Below are 18,233 nucleotides of genomic sequence, written 5' to 3'. Positions count from 1 at the left end.
CACAATTGGTATTGGTTATGACTTCTTTAATCGCGCAGTGGCTACACATCACACAAGACCTTAACTCAGCACTCACTCAGCAAGCTCGTTTTGATACGTTGTTAACCACGATTCGAGAGGTATTAAAGTGTGACTCTTCGGCCCTTCTTTTGTATGAAGATCAGCACTTTAAGCCATTAGCGATCAATGGTTTGGCAGAAGAAGTGCTGGGACGCCGTTTCTCCATTGAGCAGCACCCAAGGTTAGAAGCCATTGCCCGAGCTGGCGACATCGTGCGCTTTCCCTCTGACAGCGACTTGCCTGATCCTTACGACGGCTTGATTCCAAACCACGATGACAAACTACATGTCCATTCCTGCATTGGTTTACCTTTGCTGATCGACGATCAGCTCATTGGTGCTATTACGATTGACGCCTTCGACCCCAACCAATTTGATGGGTTGCGTAACCAAGAATTACGTTTTGTTAGTGCATTAGCCGCAGGTGGCTTACATACAGCTCTACTGTTAGAGCAACTAGAAACTCAAGCGAGCCTGCCACGTGATTCTTACGCCGAGAAACGCACCTTGAGCAACGAAATCATTGGCAACTCTCAGGGGATGAAGAATCTTCAAGAACAAATAGATGCAGTCGCCGATACCGAGTTGTCTGTACTGATCATGGGTGAGACTGGCGTGGGTAAAGAGTTGGTCGCCAGTGCTATTCACCATCGCTCCAATCGTTCCAGCAATACCTTGGTTTACCTCAACTGTGCGGCTCTGCCTGAGTCCGTAGCAGAGAGCGAACTGTTTGGGCACATCAAAGGCGCTTTTACGGGCGCAATCAGTAATCGTAAGGGTAAATTCGAACAAGCAGATGGCGGCACACTGTTTTTGGATGAAGTCGGTGAACTGTCATTAGAGCTACAAGCCAAGTTACTTCGAGCCCTACAATACGGCGACATCCAACGAGTGGGTGACGACCGTCATATCCGAGTCAATACACGCATTGTCGCCGCCACCAACCGTATTTTGCATGAAGAAGTCACCGCTGGGCGTTTTCGAGCCGACTTATATCACCGCCTAAGCGTCTTCCCACTTCATGTGCCACCTCTTCGCGAACGCGAGGATGATGTAGTGTTGCTAGCGGGCTTCTTTGCTGAACACTTGAGAAGTAAGCTCGGATTGAACAGCATTCGCTTGTCCCCTACGCTCGTTCACGCGCTTAAGGATTATTCGTGGCCAGGCAACGTTCGAGAACTCGAACATGTCATCAAACGGGCTGGAGTTTTGGCAAAAGCACGCACCCATTCCATGGATATTGAGTTAGTCGAACAAGATTTTGATATTCGAACGCCGAATCAGAACATCAAGAACGTTGAAGAAACGAAACAAAACTCTCGCTTAGAGCTGCCAGAAGGCGGATTAAAACCAGCCACAGACGCATTCCAAAAAGCGATGATTGTTCGAGCACTGGAAGAGAACCAAGGTAACTGGGCAGCAACGGCACGTCAACTTGAGCTGGATAACGGTAATTTGCACCGTTTAGCAAAACGCTTAGGAATAAAATAAGGATTGAGTAAAAAGCATGTGAGATGGTGGAATTCCACAAGAAAATCGTTTTCGCTTATGTCAAAATGCGCCATCTCAATCGACAAGTCATAACGTAATGAATTTTCAAGCTGCTATTTTTGACATGGATGGTTTACTCCTCGATACGGAACGTGTGTGCATGCGCATTTTCCAAGAAGCGTGTGAAGCACAAAACCTCCCATTCTATAAAGACGTTTACCTTTCAATCATTGGTCGCAATGCAGCCGGCATTGAAGTGATTTTCCGCAAAGCTTATGGGGATGATCTTGATCGCTTACACAAAGAATGGCGCGACCGATACGATGCGGTAGTTAAACACCAAGCCATTCCGGTCAAAGAAGGAGTGATTGAGCTACTTGAATGGTTGAAAGAGCAAGGGTTACCCATTGCTGTTGCCACTTCTACAGCAAAAGAAGTGGCGAAAAAGAAGTTGGAATTGGCAGGTTTGAGCCAGTATTTCGACAACTTAACTACCGGCTGTGAAGTTTCACACGGTAAACCCGATCCAGAAATTTATTTGCTTGCGGCAAGTCGTTTAGACATAGAACCAACCAAATGTCTCGCCTTTGAAGATTCAAATAATGGCGTTCGTGCTGCTGTTGCTGCCAACATGGTAACTTTCCAAATCCCAGACCTCGTTGAACCTTGTGAAGAAGTGCGTGGATTTGGTCATGCGATCGTTCCTTCACTGCACCACGCTCTCGCTGAGTTAAAGCAAGGCTAAGCAATTTTTGCTCATTGAATTAACGCAAAACGCTCCAACTTTCGGAGCGTTTTTTGTGAACAAAATTTACCCAACTTTACACTGACATGTGTAGTTCTATTCACAACATTAATGGATAATCGTTCGTATAACCATAAAGAAAAAGAGGATTATCTTATGCTCAACAAAACGCCTTTAACTTGGCAAACTATCGCTTTGCACTGGGTAACTGGACTCGCTTTTATTGGTGTGTTCGCACTTGGTTTATACATGGTGGATTTACCACGCAGCCCAGTAAAATTCGAATGGTACGGGATTCATAAATCGCTAGGCGCTATCCTTTTAGTTATCGCTCTTGCTCGTCTAGTGTGGCGCTTAAAAGAAGGCGCTCTACCACCAGCTTCTGAGATGCCAGCATGGCAAGACAAAGCAGCCAAGGCAGTCCACGGTATTCTACTGTTAGCCACCTTAGCAATGCCTATCTCTGGTATTGCTATGAGTGCTGGCGGTGGTCGAGCTGTTGATATTTTCGGGTGGGTGATCATCGCAGAAGGCGCAGAAACACCTTGGCTGCAAGAGCTTGGCTCAACGATTCATCACTCTGCGGTAGAAGTGCTCATCTTAGTGTTTGTTTTGCACGTTGCTGGCGCTATCAAACACCAAGTGATCGATAAGGATGGCACCATCTCACGTATGCTTGGTCGCAGCTAATCTTCTTAATTTTATAAGAAAAAACGCCACTTAATGCGAATTAAGTGGCGTTTCCATTGAATATTATTCAGGCTACTTTTGCTGTTCTGCCAGTTCAAGCTCCCAATAAGGCGGTTGACCGTAATACTCCGCGAAATAGTCAATAAACGCTCGAACTTTAGGGGCGATCAGGCGAGAGCTCGGATAGACCGCCCAGATACTCGCATTCATCACTAATGGATAGTCTTGTAATATTTCGACTAACTCACCTTTTTGTAGCTGTTTGTATACGCTCCAAATCGAGTTAATTGAAACCCCAAGCCCATCAATGCAAGCATCACGCATTGCATCACCATTATCGGTTCTAAAGCTGCCAGAAGCGCGCATCGAGTACTGCCCTTCTGGGGTTTCAAATACCCAGTTCTCCAAACCAGCCAAAGTCACACATTCATGATTTACAAGCTCTTCTGGCGATTGAGGTGTGCCATGCTGCGCCAAATACTCCGGTGACGCGACAACAATACGACGATCTGGAGCAAGTTTGCGTGCCACTAGAGACGAGTCTTTCAGCTCGGCAAGGCGAACAGCAACATCGAAGCCACCTTCCACCATGTCGATAATCGAATCGGAGAAGCGAAAATCAATGGTCAGCTCTGGGTACTTTGCCATAAACCCTTTAAGTGCTGGCACTAAATGCAAGCGCCCAAAAGATGCAGATGCGGTGACTCGTAACGTCCCTGTTGGCGCCTTGTGACCAACACCTACAGCACCTCGTGCCGCTTCAACCGTTGCCAACACTTCCTCAGCATGAGGTAAGAATGCCTGCCCCTCTTCTGTTAACGAAACCTTGCGCGTGGTTCGATGTACAAGGCGCACGCCCAAACCTTCTTCCAATTTATTAATATGGGCACTAGCAACCGCAGGAGATAATCCCAGCTCTTGTCCCGCCATACTGATATTGTGGGTCGATGCTAAACGAACGAAAAGTTTTAGATGTTCTATGTTCATTTTATTTTCAACTTATTCTATAAAGTCTGAGGTTATTAATGGCTATTTTCTTCCCACACAATAGTAAAGCATTCAATTTGAAGCAAAGACTTTTAGAAGAAACTGATAGGTAAATAGAAATCTAACTCGAAGACTTCTTCGTGATTAAGAAAATGGTTTTTATGATAGTGCACATAAGCAGGTGTCGAACGTTGCTTAAAACCAGAGTTAGGTAACCACTTTTCCAATACCATGCTGATTTGCGGCAAAAGCTCACCATAGACGCCTGTTAATCGGAACACCGCGTGTAAGCCACCTGGAATGGTCATTTGATTCACCACACCACGGTATTTAAGCGGTTTATCAATCGCCATGCACGCGACATAGCGACACTTATCCAGCTCTACCCAAGCAGGGTTGGAATGGTGCAAACCATATTGAGTAGAGAAATCACGCTGCTCAGAGTTCGCCCACGCTTTCAGCACCAGCCACGCATTACGAATCGAACGGTTGTAACCTTCATGGCGAACGTACGCAGCAAAGCGTTGTGGAACTTCAATAATCTTTGGCTCTGGTAGAGTGCGCTTTGCGACTCGATGATACCCTGCTGCCACTTCCGGATCCTTCAAATACGGCTTTTCTGCCACATGAAGGTCATGCTTACGCCATGCTCCTGGAGACAATTCAAACGTCGCTTTAAAAGCACGACTAAAAGACGACACTGAGCTGAAACCACACTTATTAGCAATTTCCAATACCGACGATTTAGTATCAAACATCAACTGGTTTGCGGCGTATTCCATTCGCGTACGACGTATGTATTGATGAATAGACTCACCCACTACATCTTTAAATATACGGTGGAAGTGCTGTTCAGAATACGCCGCTACATCAGCTAGCTCTTTGGCGGATAATTCTCTACTGATGTCTTGATGAATATAGAACAGCACGTCATTGATTCTGGAAACCTGTTGCTGGCTCATAACTTATCGCTTTACTGAAATAGCATAAATGGACATGTTTAACAGCATAAATGGACACACCTTAGTTAGCAAATCCCATGTACTATCTTTCACATAAAATTAAAAAATACGAGAAACACAACACATGGAAATCGCACAGTCACTGCAACAAGTAAAGTCATCGTACATTCGAGAGATCCTCGCTGCCGCTAGCGATAAAAACGTCATCTCACTTGCTGGTGGTTTGCCAGATGAAAAAACCTTTCCTATCGAGCTGATGAAGCCAACATTAGAGAACTTGGCAAACATGCCTGAAGTTTTCCAATACGGTTCAACGGCAGGCTATGGACCACTACTAAACTTCCTAAACGGTTACTTCAAACTGCCTGAAACACACACTGCGATGATCACTACTGGCTCCCAACAAGGTTTGGATTTGATCGCACGTGCTTACGTGAATCCAGGTGACAAAGTCGTGATGGAAGCGCCAAGTTACTTGGGTGCCATGCAGGTGTTTGGTTTGGTTCAAGCAAACATCGTTACCGTTTCTCAAACAGAATTTGGTCCAAACCTTGATGAGCTGGAGCAATGCTTCGCTAAGCAACAACCGAAGATGTTCTACGCCGTGCCAGATTTCCATAACCCAACAGGTGTTTGCTGGGCACTGGAAACACGCCAAAAGGTTGCGGAGCTTTGTATTCAATACAACGTGGCTTTCATTGAAGATGCACCATACCGCGAGTTACGCTTCTCTGGTGAAGCTCTGCCTTTGGTATCTGACTTCTGCCCACAAAACTCTATCGTGTTGCGTTCTTTCTCTAAGATCGCTTCTCCGGGTTTACGAATCGGTGTTGTAACGGGTAAAACCAGCTACCTAGAGCCACTGATTAAAATCAAACAGGGTGCAGACCTGCATTCTAGCGTGCCTATGCAAGCTCTGTTGCACGGCCTATTGCAGCACGATAACTTTGCAACCCACATCTCTACTATTTGTAAGCTATACAAATCGCGCTACGACGTGATGTATGCAGAATTAGAAAAACAGCTTCCGACAAGTTGTGTATTGAAACCGGTTGATGGCGGCATGTTCGTATGGGTGGAGATTCCAGAGTGCGATACGTTTGAGCTAGCGAAGTCATTGCTTGCGAACGGTGTAGCTGTCGTACCGAGCCCAGTGTTCTACCCAGAAGGTTCAGAAGTAAAAGCAGCGCTTCGCTTGAACTTCACCAACGCAACACCTGATGAACTCAGAGTTGCCGTAACCCGTTTAGCTGATGTACTGAACGCGCTGTAATCCGAATTCCCCTTTAGAATCCAATCACCTGCCTTTGGGATGCGAATTAAGTCCCAAAGGCAGCAGTATAAAAAGTTCCCTAAAAAATTTATTTTTTTTCTCTCAAAATCAACTCTCTAGCTTAAGTGTCTGTTTTCGCTTGATCCTCGCACTATCGCAAAAAATAGATCTCGATCACGTATTTGAAGCTTGGAAAAGTTACGTCTATCTTTCAGAAAAAAGACATCGCCCTTGCAGCATCATCTGCGAATTCAAACACTTTTGATCGTGATGGCTTATCACCATCGAAAGTAGAGCTGACACCATCAGCAATGTCGTCTTGTGAAGATGAACGTGGTGAGGACGCAATTACAACCATTCTGAATGTCGCTATACCAATCCGCGATTGGTCTTATACACGTCGGCTTAGCGCATCATATTACAGAGGGGTTTATCAGGATGAACAATCGACCATCGAAAGGACTCGTCGTCACGGGCTTGTCCGCCATGCTTTCTCTCGCAGCCATACAAACAGCGCATGCGGGCAATTCACCAAACTGTAGCGACGTACTAGCGGGTAACAAGACCGCCGCTTCTCAGAAAATGACGATATTGCTGGGTGAAGACATCACCAAATCAAATCTAATCACTACTGTTGTCCCAGCAAAAAATAATCCGTTTGTGACCGAAGAGCTTGTCTCTGTCTCTAACAATGTTTCACCAAATGGACCGTTATCCAAGCAGTCATTAGAAGAAATCAAGCAAGTACGAGAAAACATCGAAAAAGCAGGCGTAGAAGTGAGTAAGCTTCAAGGGACTTTTGAAGTAGCGTTTGTGAGCCTTATTGACGGGCACTGCCAGTTCTCAACCAACCAACTCACTACGCATGCAAAAATCGATTTTGACCATTTAGAGGGGTTAACTGCATTTTCAATACCAGCTCTGCTAACAATGGTCGATAAGTCTTATTCGATGGCAGAAAAACGTATTGCTGAAGAAGAAGCGAAACTCGCAGAAGAAAAGGCGCGCCAAGAAGAAGTAGAACGTGAGAAAGAAAGACAACAAGAGTTAGCGGCAGCCGCAGCAGCAGCTCGCTATCAAGACCCAAATGTTTTGGTTAAAGTTGAAAAGTTCGATGGCTCCAATGTGACCTTCTCTGTTACTAACCTATCCGCTGATGGTGAACTACAACCAAACTTCAATACGTTTAGAGCATACCAAACAGACAAAGGTGAACTTATCTACAAATCAGAATCCTTATTGAGCTTAGTGGACAGCGAGGGAAATGGTCTAACAACCGTGGGAATCGCTGAACTCGGTCCAGAAAGTGGAACTGATCTGGTGATTGCTCCGGGAGAAACACGCACTTTCATTACCAGTATCGAGTCGGAAGTCGCATCCGAAATGAAGCTTAGCCTAGAATTTCCTGCGAAAGTGTTGAATACCGACGAAGCATTCTCGGTGTCATTTACTGATGCGGTCGCCATGGCAACGGCGGGCTTGAATTAGATAGCAAAATTGACGATTACACAAAAACAAAAGCAGACCTCAGGTCTGCTTTTATTAGTTCTGGCATTTATACGCGTTAGCGAACATTGTCACTGAGCTCGAAAAACCAAGCGGTTGGTACAAATAAAGAGTGTCACCCCCCAGTTCAGCAGCTTTGATACGCATTTGGTTCAGCGTTCCCCAAACCATATCTTTGTCCGCATGCAACCAGTAGTCATAGAAGTGACCTTCTGAACCGATCACTGTACCTAAATGTTGGCAGTTCGCGATTGCGTTTGCGTCATCCCAAATCACTTTTACTTGTTCAGATTCTTGTGTTGGGAACGTCACACAGCCAGTTAATAACGCTGCTAATGCTGCACCAGTCATTAACTTTTTCATAATTTCATCGCCTTAGAATTAAATCGTCTGCGGATTCTATTTATCGTTTAGACAATGACCAACAAATTATTTTTATGCTTTACATAACCGCTCGTTTAGGAGCTTTCTTAGGCATCTTTAATGCACGCGCATCGCGAATGTTCAGCGTCATCAATGTTAGGTTCGTGAAACCAGCAAGCAACTCAACCAACTGAACAATATAGAAGGTCGTATCAAACTGATTACTTGCGGCTAAATGCTGCAAATAAATCGCCGCCGGAACCAAAATCAAGATGCCGTTCATCGCAACGAAAGGCATACGCTTTTTCTTTGCCGCTAGAGGTCCTTTTTTCACATTCGGAGCCATCTTTGACCCGGTTATGCCGGCTGCTGCCATAAGAGGGACAACTGCCCAAATCGCGTACGAGATATAAGTTTTAACCGCCAAAATTGCGTGATGATCACCAAACAACTCAACCGCGACTGTACTGGTGAAAAAGCTCATGATGAGCAGGTATGCACTAATAGAGGTGATTCGATGAGCAAAGCTGAGTGTCTTTTTCATAGCGATATTCTCTTTTCATGTTGTTGGGACTCACGGCACAAAAAAGATTACACAACAATCATTGCACACGCAATACTTGCACTAGAAATAAAATCATTAAAATTTAGCTTAATTAAATGGATTTTTATTAAGTTTATGTTTTAGTTAATAATTTAATAGAAAACATAAATAACTAGGCGATTTGCTTTTTGACCAAATTAGAGTAAAACAGAGGAGTAAGCGGCAAGAGGGACTGAATTTGACTTCGAAAAACAAACTGATCCGTTACCAATCTAAAGAAGTATCGGACGTATTCAGCAAAGAAGACGAGTTAATCAAGCTTGTTCAATCTGGTCAACTTTCTCAAGTATTACTGTTGTGGCAAGTCAAAAGCCCTACGCTAGTGCTTCCAGCAGGTAAGAAGTGGACAATTTCAGAGCAACTAGCACAAGATCTAGCAGACTCAGGTTGGAGACTGTTTTCACGTAAAACCGGCGGTGCACCAGTTCCACAGGTTCCGGGGATCATAAACCTCTCTCATATCTACCACTGGCCTGAAGGTCAACCTTACGACATTAAAAAAGCGTATCTCGACTTATGTTCCGTACTCGCCGTGTTTTTTAAACAGTTAGGTGTCAAAGTTGATGTGCACGCTACGCCAAACTCCTATTGTGATGGCGAATACAACTTAAATATTGATGGGAAAAAAGTGGTTGGGACAGCACAACGTGTCTTACTGAAAAAAGGCGGAGGACAAGTAGTGCTCTCTCAAGCCTGTATTCTCATAGATGCTGACGTAGAAAAAATCGTTGAACCAGTAAAGCTATGTAATCGCCTTTGCGGGCATAACGATGATATTCGTGGCGACGTTCATACTCCCCTATTCGACCATATAGAACAAAAACTAAGTGTTGATACGTTGTTTCAAACGCTGACTCAAGCGTTTTTGGATCACGCGAAGCGTTGAGTCTATTCGCGATATTCATCAAAAAAGGGAGCATTTGCTCCCTTTTATCATTTATTAAACTCATTAAGTTAAAAACGAACTTCCACTTCAACGCCCTCAATCCATCTCGTTTGCTCTACGGGTTCGTCAAAAGATAATGTGACTTTCAGGTATGCTGGTTGACCCTCAAACGGGCTTTGCAGCTCTTGGGGTAGCTTGTTAACCACTTCAACCGGCCTTGAAACTGTCGCAGATAACTTTTTACCGTCAGGGAAGATGACCTTCGCTTTGGTTCCTTTTTGGCTGTAATCCAGATACTTAGGATTTAAAAATGCGGTAATGTCCGGTGTTACGTTCTGAGCTACCGTCAATAATGGTGCATTCTCTGTAACACGCTGACCTTCATGAACATGAATATCCAAAACTCGACCACTAAACGGTGCTCTAAATGTCAAGCTCTCTTGTTGGGCACGCTTTACGACAAGCTCTTGCATTAACGCTCGATACTGCTGTGCAACCGGCCCCGCCAATGCCAATTGCTCTCTATCACGTTTGGCATTGATGTAAGCTATTTCTTGGTCGCTCAATTGGCTATCAATGGCATTGCTCACGTTAACTACCGCAGCGTAATCCACTTCTGACACCTGACCTTTCTTTCTAAATTGGTCGTACTTTTGCTGAATTTGTTGCACCTTAGCGAGGCTTGTTTTGGTACTGGCTATCGCTTGCTGGTACAGCTCATCAGTACTTTGAACCTTGTTATTGGACAACGAAACCAACTCTTTTTGTAAAAACTCGACTTCTTTGTTTAACGCACTATCTGCCAATAGAATTAAAGACTGCCCCTTGCCTACCTCGTCACCGACATTCGCCGGAATCGGTCCAACAATTGCGGCTTGAGTCGCCGTTATCGTTAATGGATAAGAGGTCACGATACCGGGCGCAGTCACTAGAATCTGCGTCTTAAACAAGTAATAAGCCATAAATAACAGCGGGCTAATGACAATTGCCAAAATCAGATACCAACGAAGTCGATAACCACCACGCTTCGCCTGACCGTAGGCGACTTTCATGCCACTCTCAGATTGTGGCTTGTTCTTTTTATCTAAGTGAAAGTTAACTTTCATACTAAAACTTTTTGCCTCGTTTCAATACCCACCAAGGTGCCATGCTAGATTCTTCGTGACTGCGTCTTACTACCTCATTCACCATCGAAAACGCCGTTATTAGACGCATGAAAAACTGATAAACGGGGTATAGAAATAGCCATTTCGTAAATTTTAAGTCTTCTTTTCTTCTCTCAGACACCAGCCCGATATAAACAATAAATATAATTAAAGAGAGAAATAAATACGTTAAGTACAGCAACAGCATTAACGCTAAAACAAATTTAAGCGGATACGCTATAAGCATATACACGGTAAAAATAACAACTAACAAAGGTAATAAGACGTTTTGAACCACACCATAAGCGAGAGTAAATAGAAAATTACCCCACCCCAAAAGAGATGGTGATAATCCTTCATTGTGCTTACGCAAAAATAGGAAAAGCAAATCGCCATCCCACCTTAAACGCTGCATAACTAGCCCTTTTAAGGTATCTGGAACATCGGTATGACCAATCGCATGTGTGGCAAAAGCTAATTTATTGTTTGGATAGCGTCGCTTATATTGTTTTAAACGCATGGTTAGATCCAAATCTTCTGCAGTATGCGTATCCCAGCCACCCACTTGTTTGAGTAAGTTTTTTCTAAAAGCCCCAAACGCACCTGAAATATTATTTAATACGCCCCATTTTGCCATCCCAGTTTTGCCTGCTTGCATGGACAACATGTATTCTAAGGACTGCATTTTTGTCAGAATATTGGCGTCATGATTTCTAACCCGTAACGCGCCTCCGCTTGCAATCACATCTTTCGATGTAAATTGTTTCATCATGGTAAACACCATGTCGTTATCAAAGGAGGTATCACCATCGACGTTAATCACAATCTCGCCCTGAGCAACAGATAAACCAGCATTAAGAGTCGACACTCGTCCGCCACGTTGCCACTTTGGAATAACCCGCACTTTGCGATTGCGGACGCCAGCGTGACGTAGTTCTCCGTTCAACGCAGCTTGGTAAGTATCTTGGTTCTGTACCGCGCCATCTACGACGGCGAGAATTTCTATGTGACCCGGATACACTTGTTCAACTAAAGTGTCGATGGTGATTCCAATCGCATCCCCTTCGCCATAACAAGTGATGACAAAACTGATCGATGGAAACTGCGTCAACTCAATGTCTTCCTGATCATACGACCATCGAAAAATGCCCGTTAATACCAACAGGTACAAGGGCAGTTCGATAATAATCATGACCGGGAATAGCAGTAGCCACAGCTCTTCATTGTGAAGCAGCATCCCGCGAAGATAATCAAGCAGAACAAGACTATCTTGCAGCATAAATATCACCAACCAGTGTTTCTAACCATACCGCTACGCCATCTTCAATACTTGCTTGAGGAAGTGCCCATGAGAAGACATTGAGTTCAAACTCTTCATCTTCAATTTGGCTTCCCAGTGCCGAGAGTTTGTTCTGCAATACCGATAAACTAGACGTTTCGGTATTCGGCATGAGCACCAGCAACACATCTTGCTTAAATTGGCAGCAGATATCCGTATCTCTGAATATCTCACTAAGACGCTTAGTCAGTTGATCCATCAAGGAGAAAAGCTTGGCGTCACCGTGCTGCTTTCCGTACTCATCTAAAGATGGAAGGTGTAACCCCAAAAGTAGGTGATGCTCTTTGTGGCGCATAGCGACTTTATTTAGCCACGCGAGTAAGTTCTGGAAGAAACTGTTCTCAACCTTACCTTTGATTGAGAGCTCAGGAGCTTGAGAGGACTTTCCGTGCTGGAATATGTATTCTCCTGCTTCACCTAAACGGTATTGGTACAGCTTGCGCACAACGAGATCATCAACCTTCATCTTCTCATCACAACTCAAGCATTGGCTCATCGTTGCTGCTTCAACAAAAAGATTAGAGCACTGATTGCAAACGTGATTCTCTAGAGGGCGGTCGTAGTCCACACCAATGTGTCTTAGTTGCGTTAAACACTTTGGGCATTCCAACTTACCGCGGCGTTGAAATGACTGCTGCTCACCAACGTGACCACAAGTAAAGCAGTGGAGCGAACTCTGAGACTCAATGTCGATACTGCTGCATTGAGGGCAAACTTCAACGTAATTCAAGTGACCGCTGTTGCAATGCGTACAGACACGAATACGATCCATCAGTTGTTCACTTTCTAAAATATCTCTTGCTTTCTCGGACAACACATAGCGATAGGTTGAGTAAATGTCAGGGTAAAACGCTTCTATCAGTGGATACGTATAAATTGAAGAAGATTCAAGGCTTTTCATCGCCGTTAATCTGCGGTTTCTATTTATGCCAAGCCAGCCAATCAGCGGATCTAACGACGTCACCTGAGGTACCGATTCAAGGCGGCTTCGCGAACTTTGCCATGCTTTATAGGACGTCGTTAAATCAAAAGTGCCATCAGTAACACATCGAGAATATGGTGTTTCAATAGTGGTGTAGACAGCCCAACTCCATCGCTCTTGCTGTTGGTAAAAAGCTTTGAGTATTCCTTCAAGTTGTTTTGGTTCCGAAGCGTTTACACAAAACATACCTCCCATACCAGCAGGCAGTGCCTCTACGTCATTGATATACTCTACATTTTCAAGTTCGTATTCAGTTGGTTTATCCCCGAGCCAATAGAACTTTTCATTCTCAATTAACATGATTATTACTCACACAAATATTAGAACGACCTACTAATTAAAAATATAGAACCTTTACAGATCTTTTTTGAATAATTTAATCGACAGGAACGCAAAAAATGCCTTGAACCCGAACCGCTAAATGACGTGGTCAGGTAAACAGCAGTGAATTTATATAATTTTCAAATCAGGGCGTTACAGAGCGGTACTTTCACGCTGGCACGCCGAAGCAGTCAATTAATTGACAGAAAGAATAACGTTGAACTTATAATAAAGAAATGAGGATATATATTTTAAATTAATACGAAGAAACGAGAACATTAAGGAACCTTTATTAAGCAAGCTGAATATCATTTATCTATGTGGTTTATGATCGCTCTTATTACCACTATATCTATTTATTTTAATAGCCGTTTCGGCGTTCAGCATTTAAGCACAGCAATTGGTCTCATTGTTAAGACGATTATTTCTATTTTTTCATCTTCACTTTACACACATAAAATCAATTAGATTAATTCTTAATTTTCAATTACAAAGCGTCGTTTTATCGTTTGCTATATTTTTGCTTTATAAATAGAAAGATAATTTAATTTGCATAACCAAATATTATAAAATAAAAAAGACACCTTTAAATTAATAAGCAACAATTACATTTAGCAACAGTATTCATATCTATGAAATGTGTTGTTAGGTCTCCTTCCTCTATCATCACTACCAAAAATGCCAAAGGTATGAGAGCTCTTCTTCAACGCTCAAATCGCTTGATTAGCTCGCTCAATTTCGAAATGAGATCTACCTCTAACATTTATGCATGACGGAAATAGTTGAAGCTAACGCCCAAAAGCCTCAGAATGTCGCACTTTTCGCGTCGCGCATAAAATCGACGCCTTGTTATCAAACTCGACAATTGAGAATCATACATATGGGTTTTACCTCGTTAGGTCTATCTGCTCCAATCCTTAAGGCTATTCAGGAAAAAGGCTACGACACCCCTTCGCCGATTCAGGCTCAAGCAATTCCTGCTGTTTTGGAAGGGAAAGACGTAATGGCAGCAGCACAGACTGGTACAGGTAAAACGGCGGGCTTTACGCTGCCAATTCTTGAACGTCTGTCAAACGGTCCACGCGTACGCGGCAACCACATCCGCGCATTGGTGCTGACACCAACTCGTGAGCTTGCTGCCCAGGTACAAGAAAACGTATTCATGTACAGCCGTCACCTACCTCTAACGAGTGCAGTGGTCTTTGGTGGTGTGAAGATCAACCCACAAATGCTTCGCCTGCGTAAAGGTGCAGACGTCTTGGTTGCAACACCAGGTCGCCTAATGGACCTATACAACCAAAATGCAGTGAAGTTCGACCAACTAGAGATGCTAGTACTGGACGAAGCAGACCGCATGCTTGACATGGGTTTCATTCGCGACATTCGCAAGATTCTTCAATTGCTACCGAAGCAACGTCAAAACCTATTGTTCTCTGCGACATTCTCAAACGAAATCCGTGAGCTTGCGAAAGGTCTGGTCAACAACCCTGTTGAGATTTCAGTTAACCCAGCAAACTCGACAGCACGCACCGTAGAACAATGCATCTACCCAGCAGACGTGAAGAAGAAAGCACCAATGCTGGTCAAGCTGATCAAAGATGGCAATTGGAAACAAGTATTGGTATTTACCAAAACCAAGCATGGCGCGAACCGCTTAGCCAAGTTCCTAATCGACCAAAAGATTACAGCAGCTGCAATTCACGGCAATAAGAGCCAAGGCGCACGTACTAAAGCTCTGGCTGACTTTAAATCTGGCGAAATTCGCGTATTAGTCGCAACAGACATCGCTGCGCGCGGTATCGACATTCCTCAGCTTCCTCAAGTGGTTAACTTTGAGCTGCCAAAAGTAGCTGAAGACTACGTTCACCGTATCGGTCGTACCGGTCGTGCAGGTGAAGTGGGTAAAGCGATTTCTTTAGTATGCGCACTTGAAGCATCCGAGTTGTTTGCGATTGAACGTTTAATTCAACAACTGCTGCCTCGTAAAGAACTGGAAGGCTACGCACCAACTAACGTATTGCCAGAGTCGAAGCTTGATACTCGCCCTATCAAGCCAAAGAAACCGAAAAAGCCTAAGAAGCCAAAAGCAGAAGGTGAAAACGGTCAAACAGCTGAGAAGAAAAACAACGGCGGTAACAACAAACCAAAGCGTCGTTTCAACAGCGACAACAAATCAGGCAAAGGCGGCGCTGGTAAGCCAAAAGGCAACCGTGATGGTCAAGCTCGCACAAACGACAAGCCAAGCGGTAACAAGCCTAATACGAACAAATCAGGCGCAAATAAAAATGGTAACGGTGGTAAACCATCAGGAAACCGCAAGCCTAACAGCGGTAAACCTGCGGGTGCAAAACCTTCAAACGGCAAACCGTCAGGCAACAAGCCATCAGGACAACGTCGCAAGCCACGTCCACAAGCAGCAAAATAATAAAAAACAGCCCCTCACGATGAGGGGCTGTTTTTTTTTGGGCAGTATGGCGAATAGCAAGCTTAGATTAATGCCACTCCATTTCACCACTTAGCACTTTCGCGCCCAGTTCAAGATCACCTTCTGTCGCAGCAAACTGTGGGTACTTAGCCTTCATCGCTGCCGAAATCTCGCTTGATGATGGCTTGCTTGACTTTTCTAACGTCTGCTCGATGTCTGCGATGTAGTTTATGGTGAATTGAACACCTTCCACACCTTTCGGCATATCACCAAGGTAGTGTCCCGGAATCACGGTTTTTGGTTTCAGTGCTTTCATGCGCTCCAACGATTGAGACCATTGAGCACGCTCTTGTTTCGACTGAGTGTCCGCCATCCAAACATGAACACCACTGTAAACCGATACACCACCAAATACAGTTTTCTCCGCAGGCACCCAAAGGTAAGCATCATGAGTATTGATTTCTTTTACTTCAATGCGCTTACCTTCAAGCGTCAGAGTGGTGTCATTGAGTACAGTAGGGACAACAATTTTTGATGGTGCCCCCTCTTCCAAAATAGGTCCCCAGTACGCCAGTTTCGCGTCTTTTGTTCGTTCGATATGTTTAACAACCGCTTCGCTCGCAACCACTTTTACATCAGGGAATGCAGCAACAATAGGCTCTAAGCCAAAATAATAGTCTGGGTCACCGCTGCTGATGTAAATCATCGACAGCTCTTTGCCACTGTTTTTAATCTGTTCCACCAATTTTTTTCCGTCTTTGACGCTAAATTGTGCGTCAAACAACATCAGCTCTTTTTCGCCAGAAACAAGCACAGAGCTTGCAGGAAAGATCGCATTTTCACCGGGGTTGTAGTGGGTAATCGTTAAGTCCGCAGCCGACACATAGTTCGATGCCGCTAGTGCTGTGATCAGTAGAGTAATTGAACGCTTATTCATCATCTTATTCCGTATTAGAGAACCAACTCATGCGGCTCGTTTAGTGTTGAGGTCATCTTATTTGATTGGTTTTAGATGAAATAGACAGCAAATTAACTTTCACTGTTGCAAAATCCGGACATATACTGTGACGGCGATTTTCTTAAGGTGAAGCAACAGAATGGACAGACTTGAGGCAATGAACGTCTTTGTCACGATCGTAGAGCGAGGAAGCTTAAGTGCTGCCGCTGAGCATCTCGATCTTTCGCGAACTAAAGTGACACGTTATTTAGGTGAGCTCGAAAAGTGGATGGATACTCGTTTACTCCACCGCACAACTCGAAGCCTCAGCTTAACTAGTGCAGGGAAAGAGACGCTTGAGATTGCACGAGAGCTACTTGCACTTGAAGAATCCCTAAGCGGAATCCGAAACCAAAATCGAGTGAATCTAAAAGGTCAATTGCGTATTACCGCAAGCTATTCCATTGTGAGTAGCTTCCTCATTGATGCAATCACAAGCTTTGTTGAACAATGGCCAGATGTGGCGATTGATATTGTGTCGACAGATGAAACCGTAAACCTTGTGGAATCACGTATTGATCTTGCCATACGCATCACCAATGAGTTACCTGCTAATGTCGTAGCAAAGCAATTAGGTGAATGCCGCTCGGTGATATGTGCGTCCCCCAAATATATCGAACAAAAAGGTGCACCGTTAAACGCCCAAGATCTAGGACACCACAATTGTCTTTCCTTTAGCTATTTTGGTCGTTCCGAGTGGATATTCTCTGGACCAAACGGTGATGAATCAGTCTCCATCAAAGGCAATATCAGCGCGAATACCCCAGAAGTACTGCTTGCTGCCGCTTTAAATGGTAACGGAATCAGCTTACAGCCTTTCCCAACCGTGAAGGATTTGCTCACTGAGGGTAAGTTGATTCAGCTGTTACCAGAATGGCACCCAAAAACGTTAGGCGTTCATGCCATCTATGGCACACGTAAACAAGTCACACCGTTATTAAGAGCCTTTATCGATCATCTCTCCATTAGCATGTCGGAATCCAAGCGCTGGTGAGCACTTTTCCGCAAACGTCCTAACCTTACTCTCAACCTGTGTTAGTCTAGCGAAATCCGTGACTAAGATAGGTTGAGACGTCATCATGACATACGATGAATTTAATCAATTCTGTGGCTCATTCGCTGCTACTTCTCATGTTGTTCAATGGGGTGATGCGCACGTTTGGAAAGTCGGTGGAAAGGTATTTGCTATTGGTGGCTGGAGTAAAGACAAGCAGCCTGCATTTACGTTTAAAGCTTCCCCTTTAAACTTCGATTTTTTAAGTGATTATGAGGGTTATATTCCTGCCCCTTATTTCGCAAACCGTGGTATGAAGTGGATTCAACAAACGGAAACCTCCGGACGCCTAGACGAAGAGCTAAAGTACTATTTATCAGAATCTTATCGATTAGTTGCACTTGGCTTGAGTAAGCGAAAACGCGATGAATTGGGCATTGAGCTGCCACCAGCCAAATCTTAAG

General features: G+C 44.2%; 17 protein-coding genes. 9 read left to right on the top strand and 8 right to left on the bottom strand.

Annotated elements, in window-relative coordinates; translation table 11 throughout:
* Positions 1-17: 17 nt before the first annotated feature.
* From norR to J4N44_RS19375, 3 genes are all read left to right on the top strand, one after another.
* Positions 18-1,550, top strand: coding sequence for a nitric oxide reductase transcriptional regulator NorR (gene norR, locus J4N44_RS19385; protein ID WP_017819364.1), 1,533 nt, complete (start codon positions 18-20; stop codon positions 1,548-1,550).
* 97 nt (positions 1,551-1,647) lie between these two features.
* The gene (locus tag J4N44_RS19380) at positions 1,648-2,295 is read left to right on the top strand and encodes an HAD family hydrolase (RefSeq protein WP_017188655.1); all 648 of its coding nucleotides are present in this window, start codon (positions 1,648-1,650) and stop codon (positions 2,293-2,295) included.
* A gap of 156 nt (positions 2,296-2,451) precedes the next feature.
* Complete coding sequence (locus J4N44_RS19375) at positions 2,452-2,985, top strand: cytochrome b (protein WP_009700145.1); 534 nt, start codon at positions 2,452-2,454, stop codon at positions 2,983-2,985.
* Positions 2,986-3,057: 72 nt separating this feature from the next.
* On the opposite strand, the gene J4N44_RS19370 is transcribed toward J4N44_RS19375, so the two are convergent.
* Together J4N44_RS19370 and J4N44_RS19365 are read right to left on the bottom strand one after the other, a co-directional pair.
* The gene (locus J4N44_RS19370) at positions 3,058-3,972 is read right to left on the bottom strand and encodes a LysR family transcriptional regulator (RefSeq protein ID WP_005451346.1); all 915 of its coding nucleotides are present in this window, start codon (positions 3,970-3,972) and stop codon (positions 3,058-3,060) included.
* 92 nt (positions 3,973-4,064) lie between these two features.
* Entirely contained in the window at positions 4,065-4,934 is an 870-nt protein-coding gene (locus J4N44_RS19365; RefSeq protein ID WP_009697173.1) for an AraC family transcriptional regulator, read from the bottom strand.
* A gap of 124 nt (positions 4,935-5,058) precedes the next feature.
* Here J4N44_RS19365 and J4N44_RS19360 point away from each other — a divergent pair, with 124 nt between their 5' ends.
* Both J4N44_RS19360 and J4N44_RS19355 read left to right on the top strand, forming a co-directional pair.
* A complete protein-coding gene (locus J4N44_RS19360) occupies positions 5,059-6,207 on the top strand; it encodes an aminotransferase-like domain-containing protein (protein WP_009697174.1) in 1,149 nt (382 codons plus the stop codon).
* A gap of 438 nt (positions 6,208-6,645) precedes the next feature.
* A complete protein-coding gene (locus J4N44_RS19355; protein WP_005451340.1) occupies positions 6,646-7,695 on the top strand; it encodes a hypothetical protein in 1,050 nt (349 codons plus the stop codon).
* 54 nt (positions 7,696-7,749) lie between these two features.
* On the opposite strand, the gene J4N44_RS19350 is transcribed toward J4N44_RS19355, so the two are convergent.
* Positions 7,750-8,076: a DUF4156 domain-containing protein gene (locus tag J4N44_RS19350; protein WP_005451338.1), complete on the bottom strand. Its 327-nt coding sequence runs from the start codon at positions 8,074-8,076 to the stop codon at positions 7,750-7,752.
* A 79-nt stretch (positions 8,077-8,155) separates the two neighbouring features.
* The gene (locus J4N44_RS19345; RefSeq protein WP_009697175.1) at positions 8,156-8,620 is read right to left on the bottom strand and encodes a hypothetical protein; all 465 of its coding nucleotides are present in this window, start codon (positions 8,618-8,620) and stop codon (positions 8,156-8,158) included.
* Positions 8,621-8,858: 238 nt separating this feature from the next.
* Between J4N44_RS19345 and J4N44_RS19340 the strand changes: the two genes are divergently transcribed.
* A complete protein-coding gene (locus J4N44_RS19340; RefSeq protein WP_252045615.1) occupies positions 8,859-9,566 on the top strand; it encodes a lipoate--protein ligase family protein in 708 nt (235 codons plus the stop codon).
* A 68-nt stretch (positions 9,567-9,634) separates the two neighbouring features.
* Here J4N44_RS19340 and J4N44_RS19335 read toward each other — a convergent pair whose 3' ends face one another.
* Genes J4N44_RS19335 through J4N44_RS19325 form a run of 3 tightly spaced genes read right to left on the bottom strand, consistent with a single transcriptional unit; the run spans position 9,635 to position 13,332 of the window.
* Positions 9,635-10,672 carry an HlyD family secretion protein gene (locus J4N44_RS19335; protein WP_009697177.1) on the bottom strand — a complete coding sequence of 346 codons (1,038 nt, stop codon included), beginning with the start codon at positions 10,670-10,672 and terminating at the stop codon, positions 9,635-9,637.
* Position 10,673: 1 nt separating this feature from the next.
* Positions 10,674-11,990 carry a glycosyltransferase family 2 protein gene (locus tag J4N44_RS19330; RefSeq protein WP_009697178.1) on the bottom strand — a complete coding sequence of 439 codons (1,317 nt, stop codon included), beginning with the start codon at positions 11,988-11,990 and terminating at the stop codon, positions 10,674-10,676.
* A complete protein-coding gene (locus J4N44_RS19325) occupies positions 11,977-13,332 on the bottom strand; it encodes a TackOD1 domain-containing metal-binding protein (RefSeq protein ID WP_252045614.1) in 1,356 nt (451 codons plus the stop codon). Before J4N44_RS19325 ends, J4N44_RS19330 begins: the two co-directional genes overlap by 14 nt.
* Positions 13,333-14,233: 901 nt before the next feature.
* Here J4N44_RS19325 and J4N44_RS19320 point away from each other — a divergent pair.
* The gene (locus J4N44_RS19320; RefSeq protein WP_252045613.1) at positions 14,234-15,778 is read left to right on the top strand and encodes a DEAD/DEAH box helicase; all 1,545 of its coding nucleotides are present in this window, start codon (positions 14,234-14,236) and stop codon (positions 15,776-15,778) included.
* Positions 15,779-15,845: 67 nt separating this feature from the next.
* Here J4N44_RS19320 and J4N44_RS19315 read toward each other — a convergent pair whose 3' ends face one another.
* Entirely contained in the window at positions 15,846-16,715 is an 870-nt protein-coding gene (locus J4N44_RS19315) for a Vmh family MBL fold metallo-hydrolase (protein ID WP_017819374.1), read from the bottom strand.
* 160 nt (positions 16,716-16,875) lie between these two features.
* Between J4N44_RS19315 and J4N44_RS19310 the strand changes: the two genes are divergently transcribed.
* The gene (locus tag J4N44_RS19310) at positions 16,876-17,769 is read left to right on the top strand and encodes a LysR family transcriptional regulator (protein WP_009697182.1); all 894 of its coding nucleotides are present in this window, start codon (positions 16,876-16,878) and stop codon (positions 17,767-17,769) included.
* 85 nt (positions 17,770-17,854) lie between these two features.
* On the top strand, positions 17,855-18,232 hold the full coding sequence (locus J4N44_RS19305; RefSeq protein WP_005451324.1) for an MmcQ/YjbR family DNA-binding protein: 378 nt from the start codon (positions 17,855-17,857) through the stop codon (positions 18,230-18,232).
* Position 18,233: the final 1 nt, after the last annotated feature.

The organism is Vibrio sp. SCSIO 43155 (assembly GCF_023716605.1).
Classification (GTDB): Bacteria; Pseudomonadota; Gammaproteobacteria; order Enterobacterales; family Vibrionaceae; genus Vibrio; species Vibrio harveyi.
The sequence above is the reverse complement of the archived record's forward strand: the minus strand, read 5'-3'. Positions and strand labels throughout refer to the sequence as shown.

Bases quoted from the DNA above. Each gene is read 5' to 3' on its own strand.
- J4N44_RS19310 (WP_009697182.1), top strand. From the start codon at position 16,876: ATGGACAGACTTGAGGCAATGAACGTCTTTGTCACGATCGTAGAGCGA.
- J4N44_RS19360 (WP_009697174.1), top strand. From the start codon at position 5,059: ATGGAAATCGCACAGTCACTGCAACAAGTAAAGTCATCGTACATTCGA.
- J4N44_RS19330 (WP_009697178.1), bottom strand. From the start codon at position 11,990: ATGCTGCAAGATAGTCTTGTTCTGCTTGATTATCTTCGCGGGATGCTG.
- J4N44_RS19325 (WP_252045614.1), bottom strand. From the start codon at position 13,332: ATGTTAATTGAGAATGAAAAGTTCTATTGGCTCGGGGATAAACCAACT.
- J4N44_RS19355 (WP_005451340.1), top strand. From the start codon at position 6,646: ATGAACAATCGACCATCGAAAGGACTCGTCGTCACGGGCTTGTCCGCC.
- J4N44_RS19370 (WP_005451346.1), bottom strand. From the start codon at position 3,972: ATGAACATAGAACATCTAAAACTTTTCGTTCGTTTAGCATCGACCCAC.
- J4N44_RS19315 (WP_017819374.1), bottom strand. From the start codon at position 16,715: ATGAATAAGCGTTCAATTACTCTACTGATCACAGCACTAGCGGCATCG.
- J4N44_RS19380 (WP_017188655.1), top strand. From the start codon at position 1,648: ATGAATTTTCAAGCTGCTATTTTTGACATGGATGGTTTACTCCTCGAT.
- J4N44_RS19365 (WP_009697173.1), bottom strand. From the start codon at position 4,934: ATGAGCCAGCAACAGGTTTCCAGAATCAATGACGTGCTGTTCTATATT.
- J4N44_RS19335 (WP_009697177.1), bottom strand. From the start codon at position 10,672: ATGAAAGTTAACTTTCACTTAGATAAAAAGAACAAGCCACAATCTGAG.
- J4N44_RS19345 (WP_009697175.1), bottom strand. From the start codon at position 8,620: ATGAAAAAGACACTCAGCTTTGCTCATCGAATCACCTCTATTAGTGCA.
- J4N44_RS19320 (WP_252045613.1), top strand. From the start codon at position 14,234: ATGGGTTTTACCTCGTTAGGTCTATCTGCTCCAATCCTTAAGGCTATT.
- J4N44_RS19350 (WP_005451338.1), bottom strand. From the start codon at position 8,076: ATGAAAAAGTTAATGACTGGTGCAGCATTAGCAGCGTTATTAACTGGC.
- J4N44_RS19375 (WP_009700145.1), top strand. From the start codon at position 2,452: ATGCTCAACAAAACGCCTTTAACTTGGCAAACTATCGCTTTGCACTGG.
- norR (WP_017819364.1), top strand. From the start codon at position 18: ATGACTTCTTTAATCGCGCAGTGGCTACACATCACACAAGACCTTAAC.
- J4N44_RS19305 (WP_005451324.1), top strand. From the start codon at position 17,855: ATGACATACGATGAATTTAATCAATTCTGTGGCTCATTCGCTGCTACT.